General features: G+C 48.5%; 10 protein-coding genes. 1 reads left to right on the top strand and 9 read right to left on the bottom strand.

Features of this window, described 5'->3' with window-relative positions:
* From ACTQ53_RS13165 to ACTQ53_RS13140, 6 genes are all read right to left on the bottom strand, one after another.
* A partial coding sequence (locus ACTQ53_RS13165) for an ATP-binding cassette domain-containing protein (RefSeq protein WP_441933414.1) occupies positions 1-213 on the bottom strand: 213 nt, incomplete at its 3' end.
* A gap of 149 nt (positions 214-362) precedes the next feature.
* Complete coding sequence (locus tag ACTQ53_RS13160) at positions 363-1,754, bottom strand: rhamnogalacturonidase (protein WP_441933412.1); 1,392 nt, start codon at positions 1,752-1,754, stop codon at positions 363-365.
* Positions 1,755-1,890: 136 nt separating this feature from the next.
* Positions 1,891-3,018, bottom strand: coding sequence for a glycoside hydrolase family 88/105 protein (locus ACTQ53_RS13155; RefSeq protein ID WP_441933410.1), 1,128 nt, complete (start codon positions 3,016-3,018; stop codon positions 1,891-1,893).
* A 128-nt stretch (positions 3,019-3,146) separates the two neighbouring features.
* Entirely contained in the window at positions 3,147-5,726 is a 2,580-nt protein-coding gene (locus tag ACTQ53_RS13150) for a glycosyl hydrolase (protein ID WP_441933408.1), read from the bottom strand.
* 261 nt (positions 5,727-5,987) lie between these two features.
* Positions 5,988-6,155 carry a hypothetical protein gene (locus tag ACTQ53_RS13145; RefSeq protein ID WP_294970064.1) on the bottom strand — a complete coding sequence of 56 codons (168 nt, stop codon included), beginning with the start codon at positions 6,153-6,155 and terminating at the stop codon, positions 5,988-5,990.
* Positions 6,156-6,213: 58 nt separating this feature from the next.
* Positions 6,214-9,324: a sugar-binding domain-containing protein gene (locus ACTQ53_RS13140; protein ID WP_441933406.1), complete on the bottom strand. Its 3,111-nt coding sequence runs from the start codon at positions 9,322-9,324 to the stop codon at positions 6,214-6,216.
* 282 nt (positions 9,325-9,606) lie between these two features.
* On the opposite strand from ACTQ53_RS13140, the gene rhaD reads away from it, so the two are divergent.
* The gene (gene rhaD / locus ACTQ53_RS13135; RefSeq protein WP_264951576.1) at positions 9,607-10,416 is read left to right on the top strand and encodes a rhamnulose-1-phosphate aldolase; all 810 of its coding nucleotides are present in this window, start codon (positions 9,607-9,609) and stop codon (positions 10,414-10,416) included.
* Between the two features lie 258 nt (positions 10,417-10,674).
* Here rhaD and rhaM read toward each other — a convergent pair whose 3' ends face one another.
* The 3 genes from rhaM to ACTQ53_RS13120 all read right to left on the bottom strand — a co-directional run bounded on the left by rhaM (position 10,675) and on the right by ACTQ53_RS13120 (position 13,582).
* Entirely contained in the window at positions 10,675-10,992 is a 318-nt protein-coding gene (rhaM, locus tag ACTQ53_RS13130; RefSeq protein ID WP_022110650.1) for an L-rhamnose mutarotase, read from the bottom strand.
* A gap of 128 nt (positions 10,993-11,120) precedes the next feature.
* Positions 11,121-12,152 carry an L-rhamnose/proton symporter RhaT gene (locus ACTQ53_RS13125; RefSeq protein ID WP_217761859.1) on the bottom strand — a complete coding sequence of 344 codons (1,032 nt, stop codon included), beginning with the start codon at positions 12,150-12,152 and terminating at the stop codon, positions 11,121-11,123.
* Between the two features lie 176 nt (positions 12,153-12,328).
* Positions 12,329-13,582: an L-rhamnose isomerase gene (locus tag ACTQ53_RS13120; RefSeq protein WP_441933403.1), complete on the bottom strand. Its 1,254-nt coding sequence runs from the start codon at positions 13,580-13,582 to the stop codon at positions 12,329-12,331.
* Positions 13,583-13,605: the final 23 nt, after the last annotated feature.

The following is a 13,605-nucleotide window of genomic DNA, read 5'->3' as shown; positions in this document are numbered from 1 at the left end:
GCTGCGCACATCAATGCCGTCCACCTCTATGCTGCCACTATCTGGCTTGTCGAGGGTACCGATAATCTGGAGAAGAGTGGTCTTGCCGGCACCACTAGGTCCGACGATACTAACCACTTCGCCCTTGTCAATATGCAGGTCGATGCCCTTGAGTACCTGCAGGGAGCCGAAGCTCTTTGTTATACCTTTTATATCAATCTTTTTCTTATTCAAAATTATTTTGCAGGCAAAATTAAGCAAAATAATTGGAACAGCCTAATTTTAAGAGGTAAAAAGAAATAAGGAATGATATAAAAAAGCAAAACGAGCCTTATTCCTAGGAATAAAGCCCGTTTCTGTGTTGTTTTCTATAAATAGATGCTTTATTTCAACCCGTCGGCATCGCCGGTGGTCTTCAATCCGTTGCTCTTTTCGCGAGGAGTGATATTCACTTTCTTTGCTACGGTGTTCTCGATGAGATTGGCATCGAATGCCATCTTCTTGTCGGTGCAGTTGATGTTCTCGAAGGTAAAATCTACCAGACGGTATTTATCGCTTGTTCCTACATCGAAGAAGTTGTCACAATCCATCTGGATATTCTTCATCGTGATGTTGTTGCACTGGCTCAACGGCATGTCCTTGCGATCGCCTGGCTTGAAGAACTGGGTCCATGGACGGATGACGAGGAAACTGCCGGTCTTGCCCTGGATATTATCCACCGTTACATACTCGTAATGCTGAGGAGTATCAGGACGCATCTTCAACCAAAGCACGCGCTGCGCATTGCCTACCTTGATGTTGCGCAATACGATGTTGCGGTCTTTTATGCTTTCGCTGCCAAGGGTTAAGCATCCGTGCACTCTACCATAGGTGCAGTTCTGGATGAGTACATTATATACAGGACCGTTCTCCGGTGCCTGGTCTGCCCAGGTTCCCTTTCCGCCCTTGATGGCGATGGCATCATCGTTTACGCTCATGTTGCAGCCTTCCACCAGTACATCGTGACAGACATCAATGTCGATGGCGTCGCTGCTTGGTGCCCGCATGCCACTGGTAGGGGCGAAGATGGTGCAGCCCAGGAAGCGGACATGGTCGCAACGGTAGATGTGGTTGGTCCAGAACGGACTGTTCTGGATATGCACATCCTGCAAGGTTACGTTGCTGGAGTTGCTGATATAGACGAGGCGAGGGCGCTGTGCATCCTTGTTGGTGCACTGTCGGTTCCAGGTGCGGCGAATCCAGAACTCCTCCCAGTAGTGATAACCATTTCCATCGATGGTACCCGGACCGGCGATGGTGAAGCCGTTGCATTTATCGGCATTGATGAAGGCGGAGAAGTATTTGCAGGTCTCGCCTTCGATGCGGGTTTCTACCACAGGGAAGTTGGCGATGCGATTGCTACCTTTCAGTTTTCCGCCTTCTGAAACATAGAGATGGGTCTTTGGCTTGAAGAAGAGGGCACCGCTCTGATAGGTTCCGGCAGGCACCACGATAACACCACCGCCATCTTGGGCAGCACGATCGATGACCGCCTGGATAGCCTTGGTCTGAATCAGGGTACTATCCGTCTTTACGCCATAGTCGGTGAGGACGTATTTCTTGCCCAGGGTATCCACGTTCACCTTCTGGGCGTTGCTGAACCAGGCATCCATCTTTGTGCCATCAGGCCAAAGCTCGGTTTGTGCCTTCTTTGCTTTCTTCTGTTTCTTTGCGGCGTTGGCGCTTAGTGGCGAAAACGCCACCAGGCAAGCCATCAGCCAGATATATTTCTTCATGATTTGTTCTTTTTTAAAGATCTAGACTTGGGGGACCAGCGATGGAATAGCTGGGAACGGGGGCGTAAAGGGGGAAGGGGAGCTTTTTAGCTTTTGGGCTTTTACCTTTTTACCCTTTTACCTTTAAAAAGCCTTTTTACTTTTTTCCCTTTACAAGCTTGTAATACTCTGCGGCGCCTAGCAGGAGGCAACCGGTGCCGTAATCCTCAAAGTCTGGGACTGAGGTGAAGGTGACTGGCTGACCGGCTGATGGCTCCTTTCCTGTGCCCTGGTTGTAGCCGATGAAACCATCCTCGTGAACAGATGCGGCAAGCGCCTTCCATGCCTTGTCCATCGCCTTCTGGTAGGTGGCTCTAGGAAGAATGCCCTGCTGAACGCCCCATGCCATACCATAGAGGAAGAGGCCTGTACCCGTCATTTCAGGACCGCCATAGTTGGCTGGACAAACGAGGCTCACGTTCCAATAGCCATCTTCGCGCTGGCACTTCAGGATAGCCTTACTCATCAAGATAAAGTCTTTCTTCAGATACTGATAGTACTTGTCTGTCTTTGGCAGAGTCTCCATCACGCGTACCAGGGCTGCATATACCCAACCGTTGCCACGGCTCCAATAGCAGTTGCTGCCATCCTTCTCCTTGTAAGGTGGCACATAGTCCTTGTCTCTCCACCAGAGCCCCTCTTTCTTGTTGAAGAGTCCGTTAGCCAGGGTATCACGACTCCATTTATAGGAATTCATCGCATAATCCAGGTATTTGCGCTCACCGGTAATCTTGGCATACTTGGCATAGGCTGGCATCGCCATCTGGATTGCATCAATCCAGGTCCAGTAGTTTACCCGGTTGGTGTGCATCTGATGGTCGAGGTTCTCCTTTACCTTGCTTAAGTCCTTCTTGCCGCCTGTCTGAACGTAGCGGTCCATGTAGGTTTGCTGGCAGCACTGGTTGTCGGCATCGGTATCGTTCACGCTACCACGGGCAGTCCATTTGTGGTAATCCGCCCATTTATCGGTGTAGTCAAGATAGCGCTGTTGAGGGTCAATCTCGTAAAGCGCCATCAATCCCTCGTAATATACGGCACGGGTCCAGAGGTTGCTGGTGCGGACTTTCTTTACGAATGTGTCGAGAGTAGGGTCGCTGTACTTCGTCATGAAGTAGTTGTTGGTGCGATGAGCTACTTCCAGAATTTCATTTTGCAATGCGTTCTGGGCAGACATTGAGGTCAAGCCTATGAGCATGCAGAGCGATGATAAGATCAGTTTCTTCATTTGTCTTGTTATTAATGTTAGTTTATTATTTTTTTTATCAAGAATTTAGAGAATACGAGAATTTTTTCTTCTTTCCTGATGATATGGAATGAAAATTCTTAAATTCTATAATTCTTGACTTGTGATATTTACTTGATTTCCACGAGTTTCACGGTGCTGTTCAGGCCGCTTGGCACAGGAGTCCATTTCTCGTAGGTGGTCTTCTTGTAGTTGATGTCCACCACGTTGATTTCCTTCATCTTGCGCCACTTTACGCCCTGGCGGTCCATTTCTGCGATGCGGTTGGCAGGCAGATTGGTAACCTCGATGCGGATGGTGTTCTTGCCCTTTACCAGCTTGTCCTGGCAGTTGAGGATGTAAGGCACAGCCCAGGCGCAACCCACGTACTCGCCGTTGATATAGACACGAGCACTCTCGCGAACATCACCCAGGTCGATGGCCCACTGCTTGTTGGCATCATCCTTCGATAGCTTGATGGTAGTTTCATAGACACCCGTTCCCATCATCACCTTCGCCTTGTCGCTGAGGCCTTCCCAAGACTTCAAGCCCTTCAGGTTGAAGTTTTCTCCTACCTTAGGCGCATCCTCAGTGAACGACAGCTTCCAGGTATTGGCAGTCAGGTCGATGGTCTTGCTATCCGCAGCCGCAAACTTCTCCTTTTCGCTCACCTTCACCTTAGAACCGAGTTTCCATTCGCTTACAGGCTTATTTGATGTGATGAGGATGCGGCTCTCGCCACTCTTCAGGTTCAGTTCGATGCCCTTGTCGCCGATGGTTGCCTCATGATATTCGCCCGTCATAGGGTTGTACCAGATGCCATGCTTCTCGTTCACGGCCAGAGCCACACTGGAAGCGATGTCCTTGCTGGTGAGGTTGGCGATGAAGTAATGATGGCCGATGCTGTTGTTGCGGCGAATCATCTTCAAGCCCAGGTTCTTTCTCATCATTTCAGGCTGGGCTGCCTGTTCCATTGCCTTGATGTTGTCGCCCTTGATAATCTTGGCTCCCTGTGATTTCAATTCAGATATGTGCTCAATCACGTCGCTTGGCATGATGTTGTTGCCAGGAATGATGATGCCCTTGTATCGGGTTCCGGCAGCTGTTTCAATCATACCATTCTTAAAGGTACACGTGCGGAGATACTTGTCGCTGATGTAATCGCAGTCGAATCCAGCCTTGTCGATGTCGAGAATCACCTTGATAAACTCCGGTGCCTTCTTCGCCATACTGTGGATGTCGAATTGCATCAGCCAGTTCTTGGTATCCTTGCGCCACATATCTCTTACCGGCAGATAAACCAGGAAGTCATTGTCTGGCTGTCCCCACTGCAGATAGGTCTGGCAGTTGGTGATGTACTTCATCAGTTCCGGAGCGTCGCGCCAGATACTGTTGGTAGGACTCATATCCACCGAAGCATAGAACTTCCAGCCTGGCCATGGATCGTTCTTAGGTGAATAGGCGGTGCCATGGAAGAACATGTGGTTTACGCCGGCGCAGAACATCAGGTCCATATCCGGTTTCATCTGGCTCAGGGATGTGCGGAAGTGCTCGGTGAGCCAGGTGAAGGTTTCGCTGGATGTATATTTCTTTCCGGTGATGTGTGCTGCTGATGGGGCATATTTCAGCATACTCAGGTCGCTGAAGTTAGGACGGGTCTTTCCCGGATCCTTGCGCAGTCCCTTGATGCCGAAGTCGGTCAGTCCAAAGCCTTCAATCTCCGGGATGTCAACAGCAGCATAGCAGTCGATGAGGTTGGCTGGTGAACCGTGTGCCTGATTGCGGGTGATGGCACCACGCTTGTTTGCCCATTTGGTCCACTGTTCGGTGAAGTTATGGAGCAGCATGTCGCCCAGGGTTTCACGGTAATCGCTTACCACCACAGCATCGCCATCGAGGAACTCTGGGAACTTATCCTGCAGTTTATATCCGTGAAATTTCTCGAATTCCGTCAGGAGGGTAGGCGTCCAGTTGGCACCATATACCTCGTAGCTGTCGTTGAAGAAGGTATGAGGATATGGAGTCTTCGATGCCACGAAGGCGCTGTCGATGTGCTGTAGATAATTGGCCACGGCAGTAGAGTCGAAATGGTCGATAACGTATCCCTCTCCTCCAGGTGCGGCACGCTTCACCTTCTGTCGGGTACGGCTTTCGTAGAGAGCGATGACGCGTTTCTTGTTCTTTGCTCCTTCTACCGGGAACGCCTTGATGACCTTCAGTTTGGCAAAATCACGTTCTTTCTGAGGCACGTTGAATTCTATCTCCATCAGTTTCTGCTTTACATCCACGATGGTATCCACGAACACCGCCTTGCATGCCGCCTCGCTGATAGGTACCCAAGGACCACCGAAAGGCCATCCTGTGCCGGTAGACATATCGGTCTCGATGCCCACCTGCTTGTTTTCCTTCTCAACAAATTTGAGCATATCCATCCATTTAGGCGAGAGATAAGGGATATCGTTCTTGTCGTTGCCCTGTACGCCATAGAGCGGTGTTATTTCCACGGCACCGATACCTGCCTTGGCGTATTCGTCAAGGTTCCATTTCAGGTTTTCCTGATCCACGGCAGATCCCATCCACCACCATCTTACGCCCGGTTTTGCTTCCTGCGTAGGGGTAGGAAGCAACTGAGCCTGGCTGTTGAGTGAAGACAACAATGCCAAAGCAAAGGATAATCCTATGAATTTATGATTTCTTTTATTGTTCATCATATTGGGTTTTATTAAGTTGATCTTAATTGTTTATTCTTCGTTTGCAAAGATAGCGAAAAATACCCAATAATAGCCGTATTATGATTCTTAAAAATGTAAAATAGTACAAATATGCTAGGTGTTTTGCCAAAAAGTCAAGGAAGTGCATAAAAAAGATGATCTGGCAAAGCGCAAGGTCATCTTATTTCTGAATTAGTACAATTTTAATAGAAAAAATCTAGCGACACCGTGAAATGCGGTGTCGCTAGAATGCTGCAATATTTACTTGAGAAGTTTCTTCTTCTCGATGAACTGGAACATCTTGTTGCCTAACTCCTGAGCACCATTGGCATCGAAGTGGAGAACATCGCTGCGCAGACTGGCGTTCGGCACATCTACCACATAGATGCTCTTGTCTTCCTGGGTGAGTCGATGCTGGGCATCTTCCACGCCTTGGCTCCATTGTTGGCTTTTATGCGAGATTCCACCAATTCTACATATTTCTCTGCTACTTGTTCTTCAGAAAATCAATCTCTACGATTCTCAATACCGGTTTGCCTTTCTTGATTCCTATGAAATCGAGGGTGCTTGCCTTGCCGCCCGCCAGCTCCTTGGTGTCGCTGAGCTGGGTCTTGCTCTTGGCATCGCCCATCATCCTGATGGTGATATCCTTCGCCTTCACCGGCTTGTCTATCTTGACATGAACATAGCCGAGGCAGGCGTAGGTGTAACCCTCCCAAACCTTCTTCTTGCCGGCAAAGATGGCGAGCGGATACATCTTGTCTCTCCAGCCCGTAAGTTTCACGGTGATTTCGTCTACTTTCTCTTTCTTGGCAAACTGATAGGTAATCCAGGCATTCTCAGGCTTGCCATCGCTCTTCCATTCGGTGGTCTCATCGTCATCGAAAGTTTTCTGGACATCTTCCTGGCTTACGCTAGCCACGGCACCGGTGATGTCGATGGTCTCCTTGATATCGGTATAGGATGGGGTAGATGGAGTTTCTCCACGAGAAAGGTCGCCCTTCAAGCTGAACTGAGGCAGGTAGTGCTCGATATCGACCTTCTCGGTCTTCAAGTCGATGCTTGCCACGCCCTTGATGCCATCAGCACCAGCACAGATTGTGATGTTTCCTGGGTTCACGGTACTGCGGATCAAGACTCTGTTTACACCGCATTCTACTGGCAAATCAATCTTTCCGATGTAATTATCGAAGGTATTGTCGCTATCTGTTGAATCGAGAATATCAGCTGCCTTGCGGGCTGCCTTCTGCTCTGCAGTTTCGTTCTTATCTACCACGTGGCTCTGCTTCTTGGCTGCAAGTTCCTTTTGGGTTTCCTCGTTAGGAGTAGCCAATCCGCCAATCCATTCCATTTCGCCCTGATAGTTGAAGTGGATGGTTCGGTTGTCGAGTGGACAACGTCTGCCCTGCTTATCTACCACCTCTACCTGGATGAGCGCCATGTCGGCACCATCAGCCTTGAAACCTTCCGGATTCTGGATGCTGGTGAGCTTGATGTGATGAGGCTTGCCCGCAGTTTCGATGGCATAACGGCTTGTTTCTTTCTTGGTCTTGGCATCTTTTGATTTCTTATCAGATTTATCGTATGTATAAGCAACAGCTTCAATCTTTCCAGCCTCGAAAGGTACATTCTTCCAGGTGAAAAGCCACTGGTTGCTGCGTTCGCCCATGCCCAGACTCTTGCCGTTGACAAAGAGTTCTACCTCGTCGCCGGTACTTACCACATATTCTGTCTGCTTGATGGTGCCTGGCTTGTAGTTCCAATGTCCCACGATATAGGTGGCATCCTTTTCAGGAGATACCCAGCCGTTCCACATCACCTGATGAGCGAAGAAGGCATCCTTCGGAATGCGCATCGCATCGGTTACACCGCTCGAACGGTAGTTTGCCTCACCACGATGATGGGTGTTGGTATCCGAGAAGATGATCTTGGTACCGCCATCGCTTACTCGTTTTCCGGTGCCCGGCCGCTCCTGCCAGTATTCAAACCATCGCTCTACCATGCTTGCTGCAAAGGTATCCATGTTGTGGTTGTATTCGAAGGCAGGTTTGCCGCGATACAAGGGACCGTCGCCTTCCTTGTGGTAAGGATAGCTCTGTTCATCCCAGTATTTACGCAAACCCTCGTCGCGATGATACTCCATCGACCACATCGGATGCTTCTTGCTCTTGTTGATGTAAAGCATTTCGCCGCCGTATTCTGCCTCGTTGATGTTGAGCATCTCTCGGCTGCCGCTGGCTCTGCCGCCGTGAGGGTCGAATTCGTCGCGGATGGCTTTCATCTGCAACATGTGTTTGCGGCTCACACCCTTATTACCGCTTTCGTAGAAGATGATGCTAGGGTTGTTGCGGTTGTAGATGATAGCTTCCTTCATCAGTTCCAGGCGCTGTTCCCATCTGCGGTCGAAGACATCCTTCTCTGCATCACCTGCTGGCATTGCCTGAATCAGTCCCACACGGTCGCAGCTCTCGATGTCCTGCTTCCAAGGGCATACGTGCATCCAGCGAACCAGGTTGCCGCCCGATTCCACCATCAGCTTGTTGCTGTAGTCGCTCAGCCAGGCAGGAACGCTCATGCCCACGCCAGGCCACTCGTTGGAGGTGCGCTGCGCATAGCCGTGCATCATGATGGCACGATCGTTGAGATAGAACTTGCCTTCGCCAAACTGGGTCTTGCGGAAACCGGTCTTGGTGATGACATCGTCTATCTTGCTGCCGTCGTCTGCCTTCAATAGGGTCTTCACGGTGTAGAGATATCCATATCCCCAACTCCAGAAATGAGCGTTGTCCAGGAGTCCGCTCACCTTCACGGTCTTGGTTTCGCCAGGCTTCAATGTGTATCTTTCGCCATCAAAATGACCCACTTCCTTGCCGTCTGCATCTAGAATCTTGGCGAAGAAGCGGAAAGAGCGAGACTTGGAATCCTCATTCCTTACCTGCGATTCAGCGTTCACCGTTACCTTCTTACCTGCAATATCATAGTTACTGCCATAGATATAGATACCTGTGGTCTTGAGATTATTGTAGAGCGGAAGAGTCTGGTAGAGTTTGTCGGTGATGTGGAGGAACACGTTCTTCGGAATACCGCCATAGTTGGCATTGAAGTTTTTGTCGTTCCACTGATAGCGCTGGCCTCTGGCTCGTTCACGATAGCTCCAGGAGTTATCCACACGTACGGCGATGACGTTCTCACCTTTTATAATATAAGGTGTCAGATCGAATCCGCTTGCCATCACACCATTCTCGGTATATCCCACTTTCTTACCATTGAGCCAGATGTCGGCACCGAAACGTACACCCTCGAACTCGATGAAATACTTGCGGTCGCCCACTTCCTGGATATGGAAGTGCTTGCGATACCACATGATGGTGTCGCTGAGTTGTTCGATGGAAACCTTGAACGCTTCTTTCTCGTTGAAGGCACGAGGCAGCGTAATCTGTTTCCAACCGGCATCCTTGTAGTTTGCCAGTTCTGCTCCCTGGAAGTCGCCCACCTTGAGCAACCATCCCCCATTAAAATTGAGCTTTGTCCTTTCTACTGCATACATCTGGCATAGCGAGATGAAAGCGAGTAGAAGCAGAAATAGTCTTTTTCTCATTCTGATTTTGTTTTGATTGTTTTGTTGCGTTATTATTCTAATTTTGTTGCAAAGTTACGAAAAGAATGTATATTTCTTATGGATTTTTGTACGATTTCATGTTCTTTTGTTCGAGTTTCTACTATTTCCGTTTTATAAAATTGAAAGTGTCTACTGAAATCAGAAAAACAGAAAATGTTATGCCAAATGTCATAGCTCAAATATCAAAAGAATAGGTTGGGTATAGAGCGAAATGAGTATTTTTGCAGCAGAAATTTTAAACAAGCTAATAACAAGAATAATATGAATAGTGTTTTAGAAGGTCGTCCTGCCTTGAAAAAGGAGGTCGAGAAGATTGCAGAGGTTGCCGGATACCTCTGGCAGAATGGTTGGGCTGAGCGTAATGGTGGTAATATCACCGTAAACGTAACAGACTTGGTTGATGACGAGATCAAGGCTTTGCCAGCTATCAGCGAAGTGAAGCAGATTGGTACAGCTTTGCCTGCATTGAAGGGTTGTTACTTCTTCTGCAAGGGTACAGGCAAGCGTATGCGCGACTTGGCTCGCTGGCCTATGGAGAACGGTTCTATCATCCGTATCCTCGACGATTGCGCCAGCTATGTCATCATCGCCGATAATCCTGTGATGCCAACCTCAGAGTTGCCTAGTCACCTGAGCGTTCATGCCCGTCTCATCGAGAAGGGTTCCAACTATAAGGCTACCGTTCATACTCACCCTATCGAGCTTATCGCCATGAGCCACAACAAGAAGTTCATGGGCAAGGACGTTTTGAGCAACCTGCTCTGGAGCATGATTCCAGAGACCAAGGCTTTCTGTCCGCTCGGTCTGGGCATTGTTCCTTATCAGTTGCCTGGCAGCTTGAAGCTGGCTGAGGAGACTTTGAAGGAGCTGGAGGATTACGATGTAGTGATGTGGGAGAAGCACGGTGTCTTTGCCAAGGGCCTGGACGTGATGGATGCCTTCGACCAGATTGACGTGCTCTCAAAGAGCGCAAAGATCTATATCGATTCAAAATGCATGGGATTCGAGCCTGATGGCATGAGCCAGGAAGAGATGGCTGAGATGACCAAGGCTTTTAATTTGCCAAGATAAAATATAGGTTAGTTCATCAGATACATAAAGAATGTCAGATATTGATTCAATATCTGACATTCTATGAATAGTAGATATAGTGTTGTTGGTAATATTTTGATATAAATAGGTTTACTGAATATACATTTTATAGGTAATAGGTTTATTAGGTTTTAGTGTTATTAGGTAAAAGTTTTTGGGTTTAGTGAAACAAAGCCCCCGAACATCGTGAGATGCTCGGGGGCTTTTTCTGTTTCTAAGTTAACTAAATTCTTTATATCAATCCATGTGGAAAAGTTCTTCCAGCGGAATGCTGACAGGCGAATTATCAGGATTCACCTCCATGATGTCTGCCATCATATCCCACCATTTCTGGGTGATAGGATCCACGTTGGTGGTGTCCTGGCTGTTGGTATCGCTATCGCATTTCTGAACGGCAAAGAGCAGGTTGGTGTCCTTGTCCCAGAAGATGCTGTAGTCGCTCACACCCTGGTCCTTGATCATCTGTTTCAACTCAGGCCAAATCGCAGCATGGCGCTTGGCATATTCCTTTTCGCATCCCTTCTTGAGATACATCTTAAATGCAAATCTTTTCATTTTCCTTTGAACTTTTTTTCCTTTGAACTTTGAACTTTTTTCCTTTGAACTTTATGATTAGTTTATCTGTATAAAACTTATCTTCAATAATAAGGCATATCATAAAGTTCCAAGTTCTAAGTTTAATGTTAAACTAGCTGTGGCAGGAAGCTTGAGATAATCAAGACTATGATGCCAACGATTAATACGCCGATGGTCTTTTTAGAGCAGCCTTTCCATTCCTTCAGGATGATGCCCCATACATTCGAGAACACCACGTTGAGTGCCATCAGGATGCAGAAAGACAGGGTCATGAGGGTAGGGGATTCGGTGAGGAAACCCTTTCCTAAGGACAAGCCGAAGAACTGACTGTACCACAAGGCTCCCGCCAGGGCGCAATATAGGATGTTGTTGCTCCAAACCTCCTCGTTCTTATAGTCGCTCCAAGTATGATTCTTGGTGTTCTGATAGAAACAGTAGATGGCGTTGGTGATGAAACCACCCACGGTTACGAGGAAGGTGGCAGGCAGGGTCTTGAACATATCCGGAGTGAAGGTGCCGAAGTGGATATCCTCTCCGAAGGCAAGACCTACATTGAAGCATCCGCTCATAAAACCAGCCAGCAGGGCGATAGCGAGACCTTTAGGGAAGTTGAAGTCCTTCACAGCCGCCTTCTTCTCTTCTTCAGAGAGAGAGGAAGCCTTCATGCTTCCAGCCACACCGATGATGGCGATACCGATAAGAGTGACTACCACACCGAGAATTACGCTGAAGGTGAGCGATGAGAGGGCATCCAGCTCGGGGAAGAAGATGTTGAGCAGTACCGGACCCATGATGGTTCCGAGCCCCGCACAGGTTCCCAGGGCGATGCTCTGACCCAAAGCTACTCCCAGATAGCGCATGGAAAGGCCGAAGGTCAGTCCGCCTACGCCCCAGAGTACACCGAAGAGCATGGTCATCGCTACATTGAAGCCATAACCGTCGAATAATTCAAAGAAAGAATGTCCGCTAGGAACAGCGAGCATAGCGCCTAAAAAAGGCAAAATAAGCCATGCAAACACACCCTGAACTACCCAGTATGATTCCCAACTCCAATCTTTGATCTTGTTGATAGGGACGTAACAGCTGGACTGGCAGAATGCGCCGATGGCAATGATTAAAAGTCCTATTAATATTTCCATATTTGCTTGGTTTTTAGGGTACAGAACTTTCGCATATAAAGAAGTTAAAGGAGTTAAGGAAGTTAAGGAGTTAAGACGTATGTCTTGTTGCTTAAAAACTGCGTGCAAAGACTGTTGTCTTAACTCCTTTAACTCCTTAACTTCTTTAACTCCTGAACATACAAATGTTCAACATCTTAGTTTCTCTTAGTGAGAACTTCTGCTTCATACTTCTCGATGTCAGCGATATACTCCTCGCCAACAGGGATATTGTTCTTCAGGTTGAAGTAATCGTATACAGCACCGAATGGCAATGTCTTCTCTTCCTCGAGGAGAGCCAGGCGCTGGAAGAGCTTGCCCTCGTCCTCGTACTTGCGGAGGGTATCCAATGGCTCAAGGAATGCCTGCAACAATGACTTCTGAGCGGCACGGACACCGATGATGTAAGCACCGATACGGTTGATGGAACCGTCGAAGTAGTCGAGACCGATGTGAGCACGGTCGAGTGCGTTGGCACGAACCAGCTCAGAGAAGAGGTTGCGGGTATTGTCGTCGAAGAGAGTTACGTGGTCTGAATCCCAGTGCATTGGACGGGATACGTGGAGCATCAGCTCAGGAACGAAGAGCAGGAGTGCAGAAACTGCATCTGATACGTTTTCTGTTGGCTCGTAGTGACCTGTATCGAGGGTGTACATCACGTTGTTCTTAGCGCAGTAGCCAGCGTAGAAGTCGTGAGAACCTACGGTGTAAGCCTCCAAGCCGATACCGAAGAGCTTAGCCTCCAGGCAAGACTTCATGTTTGGCAATTCCTCTGCCAGGATCTCATCGAGAGAGTTCTTCAGAATCTCGCGATAGCGGCCCTTCTCTACGGTGATATCCTTGGAACCATCGTGTACCCAGATGTTCATGATACATGGGTCGTTCTGGAACTTACCCATGGCGTCTGCGATACGGCGGCAACGCTTGGTGTGCTCAATCCAGAACTCGCGGATAGCTGGGTCAGGATTTGACAATGTGAGGTTTCCGCTCAATGGGTGAGAGAAAGAAGTTGAGTTGAAGTCGAGCTTCATGTTCTGCTCCTTAGCCCACTGCATCCAGCCTGTAAACTGGTCAACAGTTACTTCGTTGCGGTCGATCTGCTTGCCGCCGAACTCACCGTAAATCTCGTGGAGATTGAGACGGAAAGTACCAGCGAGGAGAGAGTTCACCTTCTCGATGTCCTGACGGAGCTCGTCGATGTTGCGAGCCTTGCCTGGATAGTTACCTGTACTCTGGATACCGCCAGAAGCTGCCTCGCCACGCTCGAAGCCAACCACGTCGTCAGCCTGCCAGCAATGCAGAGAGATTGGAGTCTTCTCCAAAGTCTCAATAGCCTTGTCAGTATCTACACCCAGAGCGGCATAGCGCTCCTTTGCAATCTCGTAATTCTTTAAAATCAAATCTGCTTTCATTGTTTTTATGTATTTTGTTTGTT

The sequence above is a fragment of the Prevotella sp. Sow4_E9_plate genome, from assembly GCF_052116205.1.
Taxonomy (GTDB): domain Bacteria; phylum Bacteroidota; class Bacteroidia; order Bacteroidales; family Bacteroidaceae; genus Prevotella.
The sequence above is the reverse complement of the archived record's forward strand: the minus strand, read 5'-3'. Positions and strand labels throughout refer to the sequence as shown.

Bases quoted from the DNA above. Each gene is read 5' to 3' on its own strand.
- ACTQ53_RS13160 (WP_441933412.1), bottom strand. From the start codon at position 1,754: ATGAAGAAATATATCTGGCTGATGGCTTGCCTGGTGGCGTTTTCGCCA.
- ACTQ53_RS13155 (WP_441933410.1), bottom strand. From the start codon at position 3,018: ATGAAGAAACTGATCTTATCATCGCTCTGCATGCTCATAGGCTTGACC.
- ACTQ53_RS13150 (WP_441933408.1), bottom strand. From the start codon at position 5,726: ATGATGAACAATAAAAGAAATCATAAATTCATAGGATTATCCTTTGCT.
- ACTQ53_RS13140 (WP_441933406.1), bottom strand. From the start codon at position 9,324: ATGAGAAAAAGACTATTTCTGCTTCTACTCGCTTTCATCTCGCTATGC.
- rhaD (WP_264951576.1), top strand. From the start codon at position 9,607: ATGAATAGTGTTTTAGAAGGTCGTCCTGCCTTGAAAAAGGAGGTCGAG.
- rhaM (WP_022110650.1), bottom strand. From the start codon at position 10,992: ATGAAAAGATTTGCATTTAAGATGTATCTCAAGAAGGGATGCGAAAAG.
- ACTQ53_RS13125 (WP_217761859.1), bottom strand. From the start codon at position 12,152: ATGGAAATATTAATAGGACTTTTAATCATTGCCATCGGCGCATTCTGC.
- ACTQ53_RS13120 (WP_441933403.1), bottom strand. From the start codon at position 13,582: ATGAAAGCAGATTTGATTTTAAAGAATTACGAGATTGCAAAGGAGCGC.